General features: G+C 71.7%; 15 protein-coding genes and 1 pseudogene. 9 read left to right on the top strand and 7 right to left on the bottom strand.

What is annotated here, in order from left to right; genetic code table 11:
• Positions 1-676: 676 nt before the first annotated feature.
• Both ACFYR3_RS36175 and ACFYR3_RS36170 read right to left on the bottom strand, forming a co-directional pair.
• Positions 677-1,570 carry a hypothetical protein gene (locus ACFYR3_RS36175; protein ID WP_355851444.1) on the bottom strand — a complete coding sequence of 298 codons (894 nt, stop codon included), beginning with the start codon at positions 1,568-1,570 and terminating at the stop codon, positions 677-679.
• Positions 1,567-2,646: an SPFH domain-containing protein gene (locus tag ACFYR3_RS36170; RefSeq protein ID WP_355851442.1), complete on the bottom strand. Its 1,080-nt coding sequence runs from the start codon at positions 2,644-2,646 to the stop codon at positions 1,567-1,569. The genes ACFYR3_RS36175 and ACFYR3_RS36170 overlap by 4 nt, the downstream gene beginning before the upstream one ends.
• Before the next feature lie 175 nt (positions 2,647-2,821).
• Between ACFYR3_RS36170 and ACFYR3_RS36165 the strand changes: the two genes are divergently transcribed.
• On the top strand, positions 2,822-4,045 hold the full coding sequence (locus ACFYR3_RS36165; RefSeq protein WP_389286197.1) for an arginine deiminase: 1,224 nt from the start codon (positions 2,822-2,824) through the stop codon (positions 4,043-4,045).
• Between the two features lie 154 nt (positions 4,046-4,199).
• Positions 4,200-5,207 (top strand): ornithine carbamoyltransferase, encoded by a 1,008-nt coding sequence (gene argF, locus ACFYR3_RS36160; RefSeq protein ID WP_355851436.1) that lies wholly within the window; start codon positions 4,200-4,202, stop codon positions 5,205-5,207.
• 40 nt (positions 5,208-5,247) lie between these two features.
• On the opposite strand, the gene ACFYR3_RS36155 is transcribed toward argF, so the two are convergent.
• Entirely contained in the window at positions 5,248-5,703 is a 456-nt protein-coding gene (locus tag ACFYR3_RS36155) for an ATP-binding protein (protein ID WP_355851433.1), read from the bottom strand.
• A gap of 514 nt (positions 5,704-6,217) precedes the next feature.
• Between ACFYR3_RS36155 and ACFYR3_RS36150 the strand changes: the two genes are divergently transcribed.
• Together ACFYR3_RS36150 and ACFYR3_RS36145 are read left to right on the top strand one after the other, a co-directional pair.
• Positions 6,218-7,045 (top strand): enoyl-CoA hydratase family protein, encoded by an 828-nt coding sequence (locus ACFYR3_RS36150; protein WP_261707765.1) that lies wholly within the window; start codon positions 6,218-6,220, stop codon positions 7,043-7,045.
• 142 nt (positions 7,046-7,187) lie between these two features.
• A complete protein-coding gene (locus tag ACFYR3_RS36145) occupies positions 7,188-9,455 on the top strand; it encodes a bifunctional salicylyl-CoA 5-hydroxylase/oxidoreductase (protein ID WP_356782677.1) in 2,268 nt (755 codons plus the stop codon).
• A gap of 119 nt (positions 9,456-9,574) precedes the next feature.
• Here ACFYR3_RS36145 and ACFYR3_RS36140 read toward each other — a convergent pair whose 3' ends face one another.
• A complete protein-coding gene (locus tag ACFYR3_RS36140) occupies positions 9,575-10,417 on the bottom strand; it encodes a PaaX family transcriptional regulator C-terminal domain-containing protein (protein ID WP_355851426.1) in 843 nt (280 codons plus the stop codon).
• A 15-nt stretch (positions 10,418-10,432) separates the two neighbouring features.
• A complete protein-coding gene (locus ACFYR3_RS36135) occupies positions 10,433-12,163 on the bottom strand; it encodes an AMP-binding protein (RefSeq protein ID WP_389286194.1) in 1,731 nt (576 codons plus the stop codon).
• Positions 12,164-12,290: 127 nt separating this feature from the next.
• Between ACFYR3_RS36135 and ACFYR3_RS36130 the strand changes: the two genes are divergently transcribed.
• A complete protein-coding gene (locus ACFYR3_RS36130) occupies positions 12,291-13,493 on the top strand; it encodes an acyl-CoA dehydrogenase family protein (RefSeq protein WP_389286192.1) in 1,203 nt (400 codons plus the stop codon).
• Positions 13,494-13,524: 31 nt separating this feature from the next.
• Complete coding sequence (locus ACFYR3_RS36125; protein ID WP_389286190.1) at positions 13,525-13,923, top strand: RidA family protein; 399 nt, start codon at positions 13,525-13,527, stop codon at positions 13,921-13,923.
• A 21-nt stretch (positions 13,924-13,944) separates the two neighbouring features.
• Here the strand turns inward: ACFYR3_RS36125 and ACFYR3_RS36120 are convergent, their stop codons facing one another.
• The gene (locus ACFYR3_RS36120) at positions 13,945-14,139 is read right to left on the bottom strand and encodes a DUF5999 family protein (protein ID WP_355851414.1); all 195 of its coding nucleotides are present in this window, start codon (positions 14,137-14,139) and stop codon (positions 13,945-13,947) included.
• A 252-nt stretch (positions 14,140-14,391) separates the two neighbouring features.
• Here ACFYR3_RS36120 and ACFYR3_RS36115 point away from each other — a divergent pair, with 252 nt between their 5' ends.
• Entirely contained in the window at positions 14,392-14,841 is a 450-nt protein-coding gene (locus ACFYR3_RS36115; RefSeq protein WP_389286188.1) for a DUF6299 family protein, read from the top strand.
• A 156-nt stretch (positions 14,842-14,997) separates the two neighbouring features.
• Here ACFYR3_RS36115 and ACFYR3_RS36110 read toward each other — a convergent pair whose 3' ends face one another.
• Complete coding sequence (locus tag ACFYR3_RS36110) at positions 14,998-15,207, bottom strand: hypothetical protein (RefSeq protein WP_355851408.1); 210 nt, start codon at positions 15,205-15,207, stop codon at positions 14,998-15,000.
• Between ACFYR3_RS36110 and ltrA the strand changes: the two genes are divergently transcribed.
• Entirely contained in the window at positions 15,200-16,963 is a 1,764-nt protein-coding gene (ltrA, locus tag ACFYR3_RS36105; RefSeq protein WP_389286186.1) for a group II intron reverse transcriptase/maturase, read from the top strand. The two genes, ACFYR3_RS36110 and ltrA, sit on opposite strands and share 8 nt — an antisense overlap.
• A 93-nt stretch (positions 16,964-17,056) precedes the next feature.
• A pseudogene (locus ACFYR3_RS36100) lies at positions 17,057-17,932 on the top strand (IS701 family transposase); the annotation flags it as partial.
• Positions 17,933-18,132: the final 200 nt, after the last annotated feature.

Raw genomic sequence — 18,132 nt, 5'->3', positions numbered from 1 at the left:
CCGGTGAGCCCCATAAGGGGCGCGGGGAACGGCGCGCCGAGCCCCCGCCGGGGCGCGGCCGAGGGAGCACCTATGGCCGGTGCCCGGGCAGGAGGCACGGCTCGACCGGGGCGTGCCGTGAGCCCTGTAAGGGGCGCGGGGAACGGCGCGCCCGGCCCCCGCCGGGGCTGCAGCCGAGCGATTCCGGGCTGCGGGCGTCCGGGCGTGCACCTTTGGCCGGGGCCGACCAGGGCGCCCCGATAGGGGTGCGGGGAACGGCGCGCCGAGCCCCCGCCGGGGCGCGGCCGAGGGAGCACCTATGGCCGGTGCCCCGGCAGGGGGCACCGCTCGACCGGGGCGTGACATCGCGGTGGGGATGCGCCGACTGCCCGCCCGGGCAGCGACACCGCGGTGGGGATGCGCCGACTGCCCGCCCGGGCAGCGACACCGCGGTGGGGATGCGCCGACTGCCCGCCCGGGCCAGCGACACCCCGGCCGGGCACGGGGACGCCCGGTCCGGGTCCGCGGCCACCCGCCCCCCGGCGGGGCCCAGCCCCCACCGGGGCCGCGCCCCGGCGGGGATATGCCGACCGCCCGCCAGGGGCAGCGGCCGACCCCCGGCGGGGCAGGCCCCTGTCCAGGGCCGCGGGGCTCGGCCGGGTCCGGCGACGGCTGGGGCTGGGGGCCGCCAGGCCCCTCAGCCCACCAGCCGGAGCCGAACCCCAGCCACCCCCACCCGCACGGTCTGCCCCCACATCAGCTCCACAGCATCCCCCTCCATCCCGTCCCCGAACACGATGAGCCGGTCCGACTCCACGGTGAGGGACAGCCGACCGGACCCGGTGAGCTCGCCGGCCACGAGCGAGGTGCCCGTGGCCGGCGACGGCCAGGCCTCGCGGACGAACCAGAGCAGGCGTTCGTCCGTGGGCCCCGGCAGCGGCAGCCCCCCGCCCCGCTCCTGCCAGACCGAGCGGAGCCACCCGGTGGCCCCGGTCCCGGTCCCCACCAGCACCCCGGAGGAGGCTTGGGGCTCGACGGCACCCCCGTACTCGTCGAGCCCCAGCCGGTACCGGGCCGTCTGATGGCCCGCGGCCCCCAGATAGATCTCGTTGAGGGCGACCAGCCGCTGGGTGTCGTCCGCGACCGCCTCGACCATGGTCAGCTCGTCGGCGCTGCCCCCCTGCGCCGAGGCGAGCAGCGCGCCCGCGTCCCCGGGCCGGTGCCGCACCAGCACGCCCGGATTGCGTCCGGGGTCGGCGTCGATCCCCACCACCGGCTGACCCGCCAGGTACTTGGCGACGTTCGCGACCAGTCCGTCCTGTCCGACCACGACCACCACGTCCTCCGGCGCGAACAGGAAGCGATCCAAGTCGGCGCGTTCCAGCCGTGCCTGACGCCAGGTCAGCGGAATGGCCGACACGACCGCGGCGAGCGCCTCGCGGGACCGCCGGTGCCGTTCGGCCACCTCGGCGATGTCCCGGCCGCGCGAGGACAGGAAGAACGCCGCCTGCCCGTGCGTGCCGTGCCGGGCCACCAACTCCTCGTACTCGGTGGTCCGATGGACGAGGACGACCCGGGGCGCGAGACTCACGCCGGGTCCCCGGCGGCCCCGTTGCCCAGCTTGGCGAGCAGCCCGGTGAGGACGTCGGGCGAGACGGTGAGGTTCTCGATCCGCGGCAGGTTCTCCGCGAGCCGGGTGCCGGTCAGCGCGTGCAGCGTGACGACGTCGACGTCGCCGTGGACCCGCAGCCAGGCCGCCTGCGCCTCGGCCCGCGCCGCGCCGACCTCGCGCGCCGCCTGCGCCTCGGCCCCGGCGAGCCGCACCTTCCGGGTGGCCTCCGCCTCGGCGAGCCGCAGCGACCGCGTGGCCTCCGCCTCGGCCAGCCGGACCGTGCGGTCCGCCTCCGCCCCGGCGCGCACCGCGTCCGCCGCCGCGAGCTCCTCGGCCTCGCGGCGCGCGTTCGTACCGCGCTGGTCGACCAACTGCTCCTCGCGCCGGGCGAGTTCGATCTGACTGGCGAGTTCGTTCTCGGCGATGGCACGCTCCCGCTCGACGGCGACCGCCCGGCGTTCGTACGTCGCCTTGTCCGCGTCCTGCTGGATCTGCTCGCGGGCGGGGGTGCGCAGGGCCCGTTCCACCTCGGGCTCCGGGCGCAGCGCGACGACCCGTACCGCGACCACCTCGATACCGGTCGCGGGCAGCCGGGGTTCGGCGGCGAGGCCGTCCGCGATCCGCTCCCGTACCGCCGCGACGCCGTCCACCAGGGCGGACGCCAGCGACGTACGGGCCAGTACGTCGAGCGCGTGCTGCTGGGCCGTCTCGGTCAGCAGCGAGCCCAGTTGCTCCAGCGGGGTGCCGCGCCAGGCGCCGGAGTCGGGGTCTATCGAGAAGTCGATGCGGGAGGCCGCGACCGCGGGGTCGCTGATCCGGTAGGTGACGGTCGCCTGCACCGCGACGTCCTGGAAGTCGGACGTACGGGCGTGGAAGGTCATCGCCAACTCGCGGTCGTCGACCGGGACTTCGGAGAGCGCCGCGGTCAGCGAGCGGTACCAGAAGCTGAGTCCGGGGCCGTCGTGGACCAGGCGTCCCGACATGTGGTGCCGGACATGGGCGGTGGGCGCCCCGCGCAGATGGCGCCAGCCGAGGCGTCGCGTGATGTCGGCCATGAGTACCCCCTCGTTCGCCGGGCGGTCCCGGCGGTTCCTCGTCACATGCTGTCGCTTGTTGTCGTCAGTAGGACGATAACGGGGGAGCCTGCTTATCGTCAAGGGGACGAAATGAATGCGGTGCGGCTCGGGCGATCCACGGGTGAACGGGCGTCCGGATGGTCAGGATGGAGACATGGGATTCCACGTCGACTCCGAGGCCGGGCGGCTGCGCCGCGTCATCCTGCACCGGCCTGATCTCGAGCTCAAAAGGCTCACCCCCAGCAACAAGGACGCGCTTCTCTTCGACGACGTGCTGTGGGTCCGCCGGGCGCGCGCGGAACACGACGGGTTCGCCGACGTGCTGCGTGACCGCGGGGTCACCGTCCACCTCTTCGGCGACCTGCTCGCCGAGACCGTGGCGATCCCGGCGGCCAGGTCGCTCGTCCTGGACCGGGTCTTCGACGAGAAGGAGTACGGGCCGCTCGCCACCGCCCATCTCAGGGCCGCCTTCGAGACCCTGCCCGCCCCGGAGCTGGCGTCCGTGCTCGTCGGCGGCATGACCAAGCGCGAGTTCCTGGACTCGCACGCGGAGCCCACCTCCGTGCGCTTCCATGTCATGGACCTCGACGACTTCCTCCTGCGGCCGTTGCCCAACCACCTCTTCACCCGTGACACCTCCGCCTGGATCTACGACGGGGTCTCCATCAACGCCATGCGCTGGCCGGCCCGGCAGCGCGAGACGGTGCACTTCGAGGCGATCTACCGGCATCACCCCCTCTTCCGCGAGGAGGGCTTCAATGTCTGGTCGGAGGGGCAGGCGGACTACCCGTCCACCATCGAGGGCGGCGACGTGCTCGTCATCGGCAACGGCGCGGTGCTCATCGGCATGAGCGAGCGGACGACGCCCCAGGCCGTCGAGATGCTCGCGCACAAGCTGTTCGCGGCGGGCTCTGCGAGCACCATCGTGGCGCTCGACATGCCCAAGCGGCGGGCGCTCATGCATCTCGACACCGTGATGACGATGGTCGACGGCGACATCTTCACCCAGTACGCCGGGCTCGGCATGCTCCGCTCGTACACCATCGAGCCGGGCGCGGGGGACAAGGAGCTGAAGGTCACCGACCATCCGCCGGAGCACATGCACCGCGCGATCGCCGCGGCGCTCGGCCTCAACGAGATCCGTGTCCTGACCGCCACGCAGGACGTGCACGCGGCCGAGCGGGAGCAGTGGGACGACGGCTGCAACGTCCTCGCCGTCGAGCCGGGCGTCGTCATCGCCTACGAGCGGAACTCCACCACCAACACACATCTGCGCAAGCAGGGCATCGAGGTGATCGAGATCCCGGGCAGCGAGCTGGGCCGGGGAAGGGGCGGCCCGCGCTGCATGAGCTGCCCCGTCGAACGGGACCCCGTATAGGCCCCGCCGGAGCGTCGTGGGGGCCGCTGTGGGGGGCCGTACTCCCGGGTGGGGCATGGAGTCGAACGCAAGGCCGCATATAAATGCTGAGCGTCGTATAGAATTCCAAGCATCCGTCCCTGCCCTCGCCCCCCGTCATCCCTGGAGCGCCCCCATGGCGACAGTCCCGACCGCCCTCGCCGGCCGTCACTTCCTCAAGGAGCTGGACTTCACGGAGGAGGAGTTCCTCGGCCTGGTCGAGCTGGCCGCCGGACTCAAGGCGGACAAGAAGCTCGGGGCGGAGACCCGGTACCTCACGGGCGTGAACATCGCGCTGATCTTCGAGAAGACCTCGACGCGCACGCGCTGCGCCTTCGAGGTCGCGGCCGCGGACCAGGGCGCCTCGACGACCTATCTGGACCCGACCGGCTCCCAGATCGGTCACAAGGAGTCGGTGAAGGACACCGCCCGCGTGCTCGGCCGCATGTTCGATGCCATCGAGTACCGCGGCGACAGCCAGGCCGCGGTGGAGGAGCTGGCCGCCTACGCCGGAGTGCCGGTCTACAACGGCCTCACCGACGAATGGCACCCCACGCAGATGCTGGCCGACGTCCTCACGATGACCGAGCACTGCCCCAAGCCGATCGGCGAGATCACCTTCGCCTATCTGGGTGACGCCCGTTTCAACATGGGCAACTCGTACCTCGTCACCGGCGCGCTGCTCGGCATGGACGTCCGGATAGTCGCTCCGCAGGCCTACTGGCCGGCCGAGGAGATCGTCGCGCAGGCCCGCGAACTCGCCGAGAAGAACGGCGGCCGCATCACCCTCACCGAGCACGTCGGCGAGGGCGTCCGGGGTGCCGACTTCGTGGCCACCGACGTCTGGGTCTCCATGGGGGAGCCCAAGGAGGTGTGGGCCGAGCGTATCGGCGCCCTCGTCCCGTACGCCGTGACCATGGACGTGCTGCGCGCCACGGGCAACCCGGACGTCAAGTTCCTGCACTGCCTGCCGGCCTTCCATGACCTCGGCACCGAGGTCGGCCGTGGGCTCTACGAGGTGTACGGCCTGGACTCGCTGGAGGTCACCGACGAGGTCTTCGAGTCGGCGCACTCCGTCGTCTTCGACCAGGCCGAGAACCGGCTGCACACGATCAAGGCGATCATGGTTGCCACGCTGGCCTGACTTCTCCGTACGATGTCCGGCGGTCCCGGAGCCGAGGCCGCTACATCACGGGACGCCGCTGAGCGGGAACCACGGGCAGTCTGAACCAGACGGCCTTGCCGGAGTCGGTGGGGCGGTGCCCGCAGGCCGAGCTGAGGGCGCGCAGCAGCAGCAGGCCGCGCCCGTGCTCCTGCCAGGGGTCGGGCTCTCCCGGCGGGTGCGGGAGTGTGAGGTCGAGCGGCGGCACCGGGTCCGGATCGTGCACCTCGACCCGGCAGCCGGTCGGCATCAGCTCCACGACCAGCTCTATCGGCCCGTCGCCCGCGGTGTGCTCGACGGCGTTGGCGACCAGCTCCGCGGTGAGCAGCTCGGCGGTGTCGCTGTCGGCCGCGTGCTCCCGCTCGGCGAGTGCCGTGCGGACCAGGGCGCGGGCGACGGGCACGGCCGCGACGGTGTGCGGCAGCGCGATGCGCCAGGAGGCGGGTGACGGGGTGTCGTGCAAGGCGGGTCCGTTCATGGAGCAGGCAGTCCTGCTGACAACCTAAGGAATGGTACGACTCCACCGGGCGAACGCGCGCGGTGGGCTTTCTCGGGACATCGGCCGGTGTGTCCGTGGGGTGTCACGGTCTCCTTTCGGGACGTTCGGTCCGATACGGGGCTGTCTACCCGGACGAACGGTCCCCCTCCCACCTCCGCTCCCGCCGTTACACGGCTATCGACGATCCGTGACGCAGTGACGGACCAGGGTCACCTCGCGGCCGCCGCTTCACTACCTGTCGCCGCCCCCTCACGACGCACGGCGGTCACTTCACGACTCGCAGTCGCTACATCGCGCCATGTCACATCACGCCGCGTCACGTCGAACCGTGTCCGGAAAGCGACGTGACCGTCGCTGTCCGGAAAGCGACGTGACCGTCGATTGCCGGACACAACAACCGCTCTATCGCGCACTCATGACGACAGTCACAGATGAGTGATAACTTGGTTGAACAGTCGCATCGCGTCGCCCCCGCCCGAGGAGGCCGCCCGTCATGAGTCCCTTCACCGGCTCCGCCACCCGCACCCCCGACTGGGAGCATCTGCGGTACGAGCTCACCGACGGCGTCGCCACGGTCACCCTGGCCCGCCCCGAGAAACTCAACGCGCTCACCTTCGGCGCGTACGCCGACCTGCGCGACCTGCTCGCCGAACTGTCCCGGGAGCGGTCCGTACGCGCCCTGGTGCTCGCCGGCGAGGGCCGCGGATTCTGCTCCGGCGGTGACGTCGACGAGATCATCGGCGCGACCCTCTCGATGGACACCGCCCAGCTCCTCGACTTCAACCGGATGACCGGTCAGGTCGTCCGGGCCGTACGGGAATGTCCGTTCCCGGTGATCGCGGCGGTGCACGGGGTGGCGGCGGGCGCCGGAGCCGTGCTGGCGCTGGCCGCCGACTTCCGGGTGGCCGACCCGAGCGCCCGCTTCGCCTTCCTCTTCACCCGGGTCGGGCTGTCCGGCGGCGACATGGGCGCGGCCTATCTGCTGCCTCGGGTGGTCGGGCTCGGCCACGCGACCCGGCTGCTGATGCTCGGCGAACCGGTGCGGGCGCCGGAGGCCGAGCGCATCGGCCTGATCAGCGAACTCACCGACGAGGGGCACGCCGACGAGGGCGCGCAGGCGCTGGCCCGCCGCCTCGCCGACGGTCCGGCCCTGGCGTACGCCCAGACCAAGGCGCTGCTCACCGCGGAACTGGACATGCCGCTCGCCGCCTCCGTCGAACTGGACGCGGCGACCCAGGCCCTGCTGATGAACGGCGAGGACTACGCGGAGTTCCACGCGGCCTTCACGGAGAAGCGGGCCCCGAAGTGGCGGGGGAGGTGAACCCGGGATGCGTGCGGACGCGGGTCGAGATAGCCACGATGACCGCGAGGAACGGATCGAGGCCGACCGCGAGGGCCCTGCCGGGGCCGGGGCCGAAGGACGGGCAGGTACAGGGCGCGGGAGGCGAGCGGGCGGTGGTGCGATGCGCGTCGCGGTGATCGGCGGCGGACCCGGTGGACTCTATGCCGCGGCTCTCCTCAAACGCCTGGACCCGGCCCGCGAGATCACCGTCTGGGAACGCAACGCGCCCGACGACACCTTCGGTTTCGGCGTCGTCCTGTCCGACGAGACCCTCGGCGGCATCGAGCACGCCGACCCGGTCGTGTACGCGGCGCTCCAGGCCGAGTTCGTCCGCTGGGACGACATCGACATCGTGCACCGCGGAGTGCGTCACACTTCCGGCGGCCACGGGTTCGCCGCGCTCGGGCGGCGCCGGCTCCTGGAGATCCTGCACGAACGCTGCCGCTCGCTGGGCGTCGAGCTGCGCTTCACGGCCGAGGCCCCGCCCGTGGACGAACTGAGGACGGCGTACGACCTCGTCGTCGCCGCCGACGGAGTGCACAGCCTCACGCGCGCGGCCTACGCGGAGGTGTTCCGGCCGTCCGTCGAGGAGCATCGCTGCCGCTACATCTGGCTCGCCGCCGACTTCGCCTTCGACGCCTTCCGCTTCGAGATCGCCGAGACCGAACACGGCGTGATGCAACTGCACGGCTACCCGTACTCGTCCGACGCCTCCACCGTCATCGTCGAGATGCGCGAAGAGGTGTGGCGGGCCTCGGGGTTCGCGGACCTCGACGAGGAGGAGTCCGTCGAGCGGTGCGGCAAGATCTTCGCGGACGCGCTCGGCGGACGCCCGCTGCGTGCCAACAAGTCGACGTGGACGACCTTCCGGACGATCGTCAACGACCGCTGGTCGCACGGAAATCTGGTCCTGCTCGGCGACGCCGCCCACACCGCCCACTTCTCCATCGGCTCCGGCACCAAGCTCGCCGTCGAGGACGCGCTGGCGCTGGCCGCCTGCCTGGAGGAACGGCCCTCGCTGGAGGCGGCGTTGGCGGCGTACGAGGAGGAGCGGCGCCCCGTCGTCGCCTCCACCCAGCGGGCCGCCCGCGCGAGCCTCGAATGGTTCGAGGACATCGGCCGCCATCTCGGCCAGCCCACCCGGCAGTTCGCGTTCAACCTCCTCACCCGCAGCCGCCGGGTCACCCACGACAACCTGCGGCTGCGCGATCCGCACTTCGTGGCCGCGGTCGAGCGGGAGTTCCGCTGCCCGCCCGGCACCCCGCCGATGTTCACCCCGTTCCGGATGCGCGGCCTGACCCTGCGCAACCGTGTCGTCGTCTCACCGATGGACATGTACTCGGCCGTGGACGGCGTCCCCGGCGACTTCCATCTCGTCCACCTGGGCGCGCGGGCTCTAGGTGGAGCCGGACTCGTGATGACCGAGATGGTGTGCGTCAGCGCGGAGGGGCGCATCACGCCCGGCTGCGCGGGCATCTACACCGCCCGACAGGCCGACTCCTGGCGGCGGATCGTCGATTTCACGCATCAGCAGGCGCCGGGCACCGCGATCGGCCTCCAGCTCGGCCATGCCGGCCGCAAGGGCTCCACACGGCTGATGTGGGAGGGCATCGACGAACCCCTGCCGGACGGCAACTGGCCGCTCGTGGCCGCCTCCCCCCTCCCGTACAAGCCGGACAGCCAGACCCCCCGCGAGCTGTCCCGCGCCCAGCTCACCGATCTGCGCGAGCAGTTCACCGCGGCCGCCTGCCGCGCCGCCCGCTGCGGCTTCGACCTCCTCGAACTGCACTGCGCCCACGGCTACTTGCTCTCCGGCTTCCTCTCGCCGCTGACCAACCTGCGCACCGACGCCTACGGCGGATCGCTGGAGAAGCGGCTGCGCTTCCCCCTCGAAGTGTTCGACGCGGTACGGGCCGTGTGGCCGGAGGAGCGGCCGATGACGGTACGCGTCTCCGCCACCGACTGGGCGGAGGGCGGCACCACCGGGGACGACGCGGTGGCGATCGCACGGGCCTTCGCCGCGCACGGCGCCGACGCGGTCGACGTGTCCACCGGCCAGGTGGTGGCGGACGAGCACCCCGACTACGGCCGCTCCTACCAGACGCCGTACGCCGACCGGATCCGCCACGAGACCGGCCTCCCGGTGATCGCCGTCGGCGCGATCTCCTCCTGGGACGACGTCAACTCCCTGATCCTGGCCGGGCGGACCGACCTGTGCGCACTCGCCAGGCCGCACCTGTACGACCCCAACTGGACGCTGCACGCGGCTGCGGAACAGGGCTACGAGGGACCGGGCACCGGCTGGCCGAAGCCCTACCGCGCGGGCAGCCGCCCCCCGCGGACCGGCCGCACGGACGCCCCCAAGCCCCGTCTCACCTTGGGGACTTGAGGGCCGGACCGGCGGGTCGGGAGACGTGCGTACGGCACCCCCGGACGTCCCGCGTGAGCGCGGGCACGTCCGGCCCCGCGGTGCCCACGCCGTCGGCGCGGGACATCCCGCGGCGGAGGTCACCTGGCGTCGGCGCGCCCGGACCACGGGGGCACCCCGGCGAACTCCGCTCCCGCGTCCCGCAGTCGCTCGTGCAGCGCCCGGAAGACGGTGGCCGAGCGGGCCCCGGGCCAGTCCTCGGGGAGCAGCGCGGCGGGCAGCCCCGGGTCGGTGTACGGGAGATGGCGCCAGGAGTCGAGGGCGAGCAGATAGTCGCGGTAGGCCTCTTCGGGCGGGGTGTCCGCGCGCCCCTCCCACCTGTGCAGCACGCGCGCGTGCCGCCCGAGGAACGCCTCGTGCTCCTTGGCGATCGCCGCCAGGTCCCACCAGCGCGCCACCGCATCGGCCGTCGCGGCGAACCCCAGATGCTCGCCGCGGAACAGCTCCACGTACGGATCGAGCCGCAGCCGCTCCAGGGTGTGCCGGGTCTCCTCGTACAGCCGCGCCGGGGCGAGCCACACCCCGGGGGCGGCCGTGCCGAAGCCGAGACCGGCGAGCCGCGAACGCAGGACGTGCCGCTTCTGCCGCTCCGACTCGGGCACGGAGAAGACGGCGAGCACCCAGCCGCCGTCCTCGGGCGGCGCCGACGCGTACACCCTGCGGTCGCCGTCGTCGAGCAACTGGCGCGCGTCCGGCGACAGCGCGTACCCGGCCGCGCCCGCCTCGGTGCGCGCCGGCTCCAGCAGCCCGCGGCGCTTGAGCCGGGACACCGACGACCGCACCGAGGGCGCGTCGACGCCGACCGCGGCGAGGAGCCGGATCAACTCGGCCACCGGCACCGGGCCGGGCGTGAACCGGCCGTACGCGCCGTAGAAGGTGACGATGAGGGACCGGGGGGCGTGTTGCTCTGACACGTTGATCACTCTAGTGCGCGAAGATCACTTGGGACCGCCGCCCGTGGACAAGTCACCCTCGGGTGCGGGAGGTGACAGTGCGTCAGCACCTGTCTCCTCGCGCAGCCGGAACCGCTGGAGTTTCCCCGTGGCGGTGCGTGGCAACGCGTCCAGGAAGGCGATCTCGCGGGGGCATTTGTACGGCGCCAGCTCGGACTTGAGGAAGGCGCGCAGCGCCTCGGCGTCCCGGCGCGCGCCCTCCTTGAGCACGGTGTAGGCCACCGCGATCTGCCCGCGTGCTTCGTCGGGCCGCCCGACGACCGCCGTCTCGAGAACGTCCGGGTGCCGCATCAGGGCGTCCTCGACCTCGGGGCCCGCGATGTTGTACCCCGCCGAGATGATCATGTCGTCGGCGCGGGCCACATAGTGGAAGTAGCCGTCGGGATCGCGGACGTAGGTGTCGCCGGTGATGTTCCAGCCACCGCGTACGTACTCCCGCTGCCGGGGGTCGGCGAGATACCGGCAGCCGACCGGGCCGCGTACGGCGAGCAGGCCGGGTTCGCCGTCCGGCACCGGCGCCCCGTCGGCGTCGACCACGCGCGCGTGCCACCCCGGCACAGGCAGGCCCGTCGTGCCGGGGCGGATCCGCCCGTCGGCGGCGGAGATGAAGATGTGCAGCAGCTCGGTGGCGCCGATGCCGTTGATGATGCCGAGCCCGGTGCGCCCGTGCCAGTCCCGCCAGGTCGCCGCGGGCAGGTTCTCGCCCGCGGACACACAGCGCCGCAGTGAACCGATGTCGTGCTCGGCCGGCTCCGTCCGCTCCGTCCGTTCCGCCAGTTCCGCCAGCATCGCGCGGTAGGCGGTCGGCGCGGTGAACAGTACGGAGACCCGGTGCTCGGCGATCGCGGGCAGCAACTGCTTGGGGCCCGCCTGTTCGAGCAGCAGGGAGCAGGCGCCGGCGCGCAGGGGGAAGACGACGAGACCGCCGAGCCCGAAGGTGAACCCCAAGGGAGGACTGCCGGCGAAGACATCGTCCTCGTGTGGCTGCAACACATGCTTCGAGAAGGTGTCCGCTATCGCCAACACATCGCGGTGGAAGTGCATACAGCCCTTGGGCCGTCCGGTGGTGCCCGAGGTGAACGCGATCAGCGCCACGTCGTCGGCGGCCGTGTCCACCGCGTCGAAGGGCTCGTCCGGGGCACCGGTGATCCGCAGCAGCAGATCGTCGGGCGCGTCACCGCCGTACGTCGTGACCCGCAGTCCGGGGATCTCGGCCTTGACCAGATCGTCGACCGAGCGGATGTCGCACAGGGCGTGCGTCACCCGCGCGATCCCGCACATGGTGCTCAGTTCGTGCGGCCGTTGCTGCGCGAGGACCGTGACGGCGACCGCGCCCGCCTTCAGCACCGCCAGCCAGCAGGCCGCCAGCCACGGGGTGGTCGGGCCGCGCAGCAGCACCCGGTTGCCCGGGACGACGCCCAGCTCGCCGCTCAGCACATGGGCGATCCGGTCGACGCGGGCGCGCAGCTGTCCGTACGTCCACGGGGTGCCTGACGGCGTACGGAACACCGGGCGTTCGGGGTCGGTGTCCGCGAGGAGTTCGGCGGCGCAGTTGAGCCGAACGGGGTAGCGGAGTCCGGGCAGGTCGAAGCGGAGTTCGGGCCACTGCTCGGGGGGCGGGAGATGGTCGCGCGCGAAGGTGTCGACGTGGGCCGAGTGTGCCGGCCCCAAGGTGTCCGCGGGATCCGCTTGATCCACGGGATCCACAGGGTCCATGGAGGGTTCGCCCCCTTGCCTTGGTGGGCGTGGTGGTGGGCTCGCACAAGGAGCGTATCGTGTTGGTGACGACAGTCAACGGTTCGCGATAACGTGGGTGGCGTCCGACGGGGAGAGGGGACGGGCAATGACCGCATTCTCGCTTGATCCGGGGCAGACCGCCTGGTGCGCCGAGTTGCGCACACTGGCCGCGGAACACCTGCGCCCACTGGCCGACAAGGGCGAGCCGGGCCACGTCAACCGACCGCTCGTCGCCGAACTCGGCCGACTCGGGCTGCTTGCCCGCCTGTTCACCTCAGGTGCCCTCGACCTCTGCCTGATGCGCGAGTCCCTGGCCCAGGTGTGCACGGAGGCCGAGACGGCACTGGCCCTCCAGGGGCTCGGCGCCCATCCGGTCCACGCGTACGGCACGGCGCCCCAGCGCGAGCACTGGCTGCCCCGGGTCGCGGACGGCGGCGCCGTGGCGGCCTTCGCGCTGAGCGAGCCCGGCGCGGGCTCGGACGCCGCCGCGCTGGCGCTGCGGGCGGACGAGGACGGCACCGGCGGCTGGCGGCTCACCGGCGAGAAATGCTGGATCTCCAACGTCCCCGAGGCCGACTTCTACACCGTCTTCGCGCGGACCGCGCCCGACGCCGGAGCCCGCGGCGTCACCGCATTCCTGGTCCCCGCCGACCGCCCCGGCCTCACCGGCACCCCGCTCGACATGCTCTCCCCGCACCCCATCGGTGCCCTCGCCTTCGACGCCGTACCCGTCACGGCGGACGACGTCCTCGGCGAACGCGACCACGGGTTCCGGGTCGCCATGAACACCCTCAACCTGTTCCGGCCGAGCGTGGGCGCCTTCGCCGTCGGTATGGCGCAGGCCGCGCTGGACGCGACCCTCACGCACACGTCACGACGCGAGGCGTTCGGCGGCCCGCTGAAGGACCTGCAGACCGTGGCCCACCGGGTCGCCGAGATGGCGCTGCGCACCGAGGCGGCCCGCCTGATGGTGTACGCGGCCGCGGCGGCGTACGACGAGGGGGCGTCGGACGTTCCCCGTCGGGCGGCGATGGCGAAGCTGCTCGCGACCGAGACGGCCCAGTACGTCGTCGACGCGGCCGTCCAACTGCACGGCGCCCGCGCCCTGCGCCGCGGCCATCTCCTCGAACACCTCTACCGCGAGGTGCGCGCGCCGCGCATCTACGAGGGGGCCAGCGAGGTCCAACGGACGGTCATCGCCAAGGAGTTGTACCGGGCGGCCGCACAGAGCCCGGAAGCGGCCGGGCATGCACGGGAAGACGGGGTCGGCATGACCGCCGGGCAGACACGGGAAACGGGGTCCGCATGACCGTCCACCGGGCACAGGGAACGGGGTCCGCATGACCGCCGAGCGTGTCAATCCGCCCGAGCTCTCCCCGCCGGCCGGGTTCTCCCACGCCGTCGTCGCCACCGGCTCCCGTGTCGTCTTCCTGGCCGGACAGACCGCGCTCGACGTCGACGGGAAGGTGGTGGGGGGGACCCTGCCCCTGCAGTTCGAGCGGGCGCTGACCAATCTGCTGACCGCGCTGCGCGCGGCGGGCGGCGGTCCCGCCGACCTCGCCCGGGTCACGGTCTACACCACGGACGTCGCCGACTACCGGATCCACGCTCCCGAACTGGGCCGCATCTGGCGCCGGTTGGCGGGCCGCGACTACCCCGCGATGGCCGTCATCGGCGCCACGCGCCTGTGGGACGAACAGGCGCTGGTCGAACTCGACGGCTTCGCCGTACTGGCGTAGGGCGCGCGGGGGAAGCGGAGATCAGGCCGCGACGGCCAGCTGGTCGGCGAACACCCGGTGCGGAGCGATCACGCTGCCGTCGGGGAGCAGTTCGCCGCTGTCGTCGAAGACGATCGCGCCGTTGCACAGGAGGTTCCAGCCCTGCTCGGGGTGGGCCGAAACGACGTGCGGGGCGGTGACGTCCGCGGACGGGCACGAAGACTGGTGTGAACACATGGTGCACCTCCACGTGGGATGCGAAGAGTGTCGGCGGCGTTGTCGTCGCCCTCGCATCCATAGACCATGCGCGCGCGGCGAACTGATCGGAACAGCCGGTCGTGAAGCGTGACAACACGAGGACAACTCTCGGACGTCCCCAAGACGGACGGTGCCAACTCGCCACCAAAGGGGTGATGATCACCGTCCTCGGGGCCCCGGACAGGTACCTCTTGAGCGCCCTTTCCAGGCCCCCGCTCCAGGAGGTACTCCATGTCATTTCGCCACGCCATCGGCACGGCCGCCGGTGCCGCGCTGCTCCTGCTCCTCGCCCCGTCCGCCGTCGCCGTGTCCGCCCCGTACGACACCGCCCGGACCGCCCCGTCCGACGAGGTGACCATCGACCCCACCGGCACGGTCGCCGCCGACGGCACCATCACCCTCTCCGGCACCTACCGCTGCACGGGCGCCGCCGGGCCCGTGTTCGTGTCCTCCACGGTGTCCCAGGGCGATCCCTGGGCCAGCCACCCCATCGGCGGCTCCTCGGCGGTCTGCGACGGCGCGGAGCACCGCTGGAGCAACTCGGAGAAGGGCGCGCCCAAAACCCTCGTCCCGGGACCGGCGCACGTCGAGGCCACGGTGTTCGACATCAGCGCCACCGGCCTCCCCCTGCCCTCGGTCCACGCGACCCGGGAGCAGGACATCACCATTTCGCAGGGCTGAGCACGTACGACGCCAGGGCCGGGCGTGTACGTGGCCAGGGCGAGCGCGTACGAGAGGGGCCGCCGATCGTGCGGGTCGGCGGCCCCTCTGCGCCGGGCGGAGACCGGCACCGACCGGTGCCTGACGCGGTCCCTCGGATGCACGAGCGCCGCGACGTCAATCCGTGCCGTCCACGTAGGGGCCGGCACGGCTGCGCAGCGGAGACGTCTTGTCCCACACATGCCAGCGCGCACCGCACAGGGGGTCGGTCTCGTAGGTCACCTCCGCCGGGAAGCCGTCGGCCGCGACCCGTTCGGCGGGTGGGCCGACGAGAGTTCTGCCGCAGTGGGGGCAGCGGTCCGGGGTCCGCATGGGATACATGCCCATCGTCATCGCTCCTGTCGTACGCGGGTGCCTGTGCTCTGCCGCCCCGGCCGCGACCAGCACCGCTGCGGTGAACGGACCGGAGGACACTCCGCTCGACTGGGATGCCATCGACTGGCAGGCCCAGGAGGAGTCAGTACGGCGACTGCGGCAGAGAATCTTCACGGCATCGCAGGCAGGGGACCTCAAAAGGGTCCGCAACTTGCAGAAACTGATGCTCCGTTCCCTGTCCAGCACGCTGGTCAGCGTGCGACGGGTGACGGAGATCAATACAGGACGCAAGACGGCCGGGATCGATGGTCAGGTGGTCCTGACCGCCTCGGGCAAAGCGGAACTGGCCCACCGGGTTCAGCACCGGATCAGCCCGGACAGAGCCCGACCCGTCAAGCGGGTGTATATCCCCAAGCCAGGCGGCAAGAGACGCCCGCTCGGCATTCCCGTGATCCTGGACCGGGTTGAGCAAGCCCGGGTCTCCCAGGCACTGGAACCGGAGTGGGAAGCGCGGTTCGAGCCGAAGTCGTACGGCTTCCGGCCCGGCCGCGGCTGTCAGGACGCGATCGCAGCGATCTACTGGACGGCCAAGGGCAGCAAGGCCCGCCGCCGGTGGGTACTGGACGCGGATCTGGCAGCGGCGTTCGACCGAATCGACCACGACTACCTTCTCCAGCAGCTCGGTACGTTCCCCGCGCGGGAACAGATCGGGCAGTGGCTGCGAGCAGGTGTGGTCGAGGAAGGCCGGTTCACGCCAACCGAGGAGGGAACTCCCCAAGGCGGCGTGATCAGCCCCGTGCTCTTGAACATCGCTCTGCACGGGATGGAGATGGCTGCGGGAGTCCAGTACCGGCAGACCGGCCGCCGTGCCGGTGACACCATGCCGGGCTCCCCGCTGCTGGTGAGATACGCCGACGATCTTGTCGCCCTGTGTCATTCACGGGAACAGGCCGAACAGGTCAAGGCCCGGCTTGCCGAGTGGCTGAGGCCGAGAGGACTGGTCTTCAACGAGGACAAGACGCGCGTCGTCCACCTCGAAGAGGGCTGTGACTTCCTCGGCTTCACCATCCGCCGCTATCACGGCAAGCTGCTGATCAAGCCCAGCCGCGAGGCCGTCAGACGGATCCGGAACAGGCTGCGCACCGAGATACGGTCCCTGCACGGGGCCAACGCCGCCGCGGTGCTGCAACGACTCAACCCGATCATCCGGGGCTGGTCGGCCTACTACCGGAGCGTGGTCGCCAGCGAGGTCTTCACCGCGCTGGACGACTACATGTGGAAGCTCACCTACAAGTGGGCGACCCGCGCTCACCCGAACAAGCCCCGGCACTGGGTCACCGCCCGGTACTACGGCACGTTCAACAAGTCCCGGCAGGACCAGTGGGTGTTCGGTGACCGCGACAGCGGCGCCTACCTGCTGAAATTCGCCTGGACGAAGATCGTCCGACACCAGATGGTCCACGGCTCAGCGTCCCCGGACGACCCCGCCCTGGCTACCTACTGGGCCGAACGGCGACGCACCAGTCCACCACCGCCGATCAACCGCGCCACCCTGCGCCTGCTCCAGGCGCAGAACGGGCAATGTCTGATCTGCCGGGGCCCGCTGCTGCACGCCGACGCCACGCCGTCCAGCCCCACCGAGTGGGAGCAATGGGTGCGGGGCACCCGCCAGGCGATCACCACCAGGAAGATCACCTATCGCGGGATCGACACGTCGGACGGGGTGCAGCTCCGTCTCATTCACTCGTCCTGCACTGCACGCCTGTGAGCCTTCCGGGCTTGCTTGAGCCGAGCTGCGGGGAAAGCCCGCACGGCCGGTTCTGAGGGGGGACCGCCGCAGCAATGCGGCGGTCCTACCCGACTCTCGCTGCACCTCGCGTCCGACCACGCTTCCACGGCCGTCAACTGGCGACTGTTTCTGCCGCAGACCTGGGATCCCGCCTCGGCGAAAGCCGATGCGGACAAGGTCGCCCGACGCACAGCCTGCGGCATCCCCGAGGACGTCGGGCATGTGGAGAAGTGGCAGCTGGCCCTGGACATGCTGGATGAGACCCGTTCCTGGGGACTGGAGGTGCCGCTGGCCGTCGCGGACGCCGGCTACGGCGACGCCGCCGCGTTCCGGCACGGACTGCAGACCCGCGGCCTGAACTACGTGGTGGGGATCTCCAGCACGCTGTCGGCCCAGAGCGCTGACGCGGTCCCGGTGGCCGAGCCGTACTCGGGGACCGGACGCCCGCCGGTGGCGAAGTATCCCGGCAAGCCGCGGTCGGTGAAGGAGCTGGTCATCGCGGCGGGGCAAAAGGCGGCCATGCCGGTGCAGTGGCGCCAGGGTTCCCGGCCCGGCACCGGCCGCTCGGGCGTGAAGCGGATGTACTCCCGGTTCGTGACCCTGCGGATCCGGCCTGCCGGACGCGAGGTCCGCCAGCACGTCGACGGCCCGGAACTGCCCGTCTGCTGGCTGCTGGCCGAATGGCCCGCCGGTGAGAGCGAGCCGGTGCAGTTCTGGCTGTCCGACCTGCCCGCCGGCATGCCGTTGGCCACGCTGGTCCGCCTCGCCAAGCTCCGCTGGCGCATCGAGCACGACTACCGGGAGATGAAACAGGCCCTGGGACTTGCCCACTTCGAGGGCCGGACCTGGAACGGATGGCACCACCACGTCACCCTCGTCTCCGTCGCGCACGCCTTCTGCACCCTGCAACGACTGGCCCGCACCCCAAAAGATCTGGCGCCGGTCTGAGCCTCTACCAAGTCGTCCGCGAGCTGCAGACACTCCTCGCCCTCTGGACCGGCGCCTGCCCCACCTGCCACCACGCCATACCCATACCGACCTGACCAGGCACTACTAGTGCTGGATTCCTCTTTAGCTGGGTATATGTCCTGGTGGCGGGGTAGTTGAGGGTGCTCGGGGGCGGGTGCTGGGCGATGGTTTTATGGGCA

Origin of the sequence: Streptomyces sp. NPDC005784, assembly GCF_042871525.1 — a bacterium.
Taxonomy (GTDB): domain Bacteria; phylum Actinomycetota; class Actinomycetes; order Streptomycetales; family Streptomycetaceae; genus Streptomyces.
The sequence above is the reverse complement of the archived record's forward strand: the minus strand, read 5'-3'. Positions and strand labels throughout refer to the sequence as shown.

Bases quoted from the DNA above. Each gene is read 5' to 3' on its own strand.
- ACFYR3_RS36145 (WP_356782677.1), top strand. From the start codon at position 7,188: ATGCGCGTCGCGGTGATCGGCGGCGGACCCGGTGGACTCTATGCCGCG.
- ACFYR3_RS36155 (WP_355851433.1), bottom strand. From the start codon at position 5,703: ATGAACGGACCCGCCTTGCACGACACCCCGTCACCCGCCTCCTGGCGC.
- ACFYR3_RS36165 (WP_389286197.1), top strand. From the start codon at position 2,822: ATGGGATTCCACGTCGACTCCGAGGCCGGGCGGCTGCGCCGCGTCATC.
- ACFYR3_RS36115 (WP_389286188.1), top strand. From the start codon at position 14,392: ATGTCATTTCGCCACGCCATCGGCACGGCCGCCGGTGCCGCGCTGCTC.
- ACFYR3_RS36120 (WP_355851414.1), bottom strand. From the start codon at position 14,139: ATGTGTTCACACCAGTCTTCGTGCCCGTCCGCGGACGTCACCGCCCCG.
- ACFYR3_RS36125 (WP_389286190.1), top strand. From the start codon at position 13,525: ATGACCGCCGAGCGTGTCAATCCGCCCGAGCTCTCCCCGCCGGCCGGG.
- ACFYR3_RS36110 (WP_355851408.1), bottom strand. From the start codon at position 15,207: ATGGGCATGTATCCCATGCGGACCCCGGACCGCTGCCCCCACTGCGGC.
- argF (WP_355851436.1), top strand. From the start codon at position 4,200: ATGGCGACAGTCCCGACCGCCCTCGCCGGCCGTCACTTCCTCAAGGAG.
- ACFYR3_RS36170 (WP_355851442.1), bottom strand. From the start codon at position 2,646: ATGGCCGACATCACGCGACGCCTCGGCTGGCGCCATCTGCGCGGGGCG.
- ltrA (WP_389286186.1), top strand. From the start codon at position 15,200: ATGCCCATCGTCATCGCTCCTGTCGTACGCGGGTGCCTGTGCTCTGCC.
- ACFYR3_RS36150 (WP_261707765.1), top strand. From the start codon at position 6,218: ATGAGTCCCTTCACCGGCTCCGCCACCCGCACCCCCGACTGGGAGCAT.
- ACFYR3_RS36135 (WP_389286194.1), bottom strand. From the start codon at position 12,163: ATGGACCCTGTGGATCCCGTGGATCAAGCGGATCCCGCGGACACCTTG.
- ACFYR3_RS36130 (WP_389286192.1), top strand. From the start codon at position 12,291: ATGACCGCATTCTCGCTTGATCCGGGGCAGACCGCCTGGTGCGCCGAG.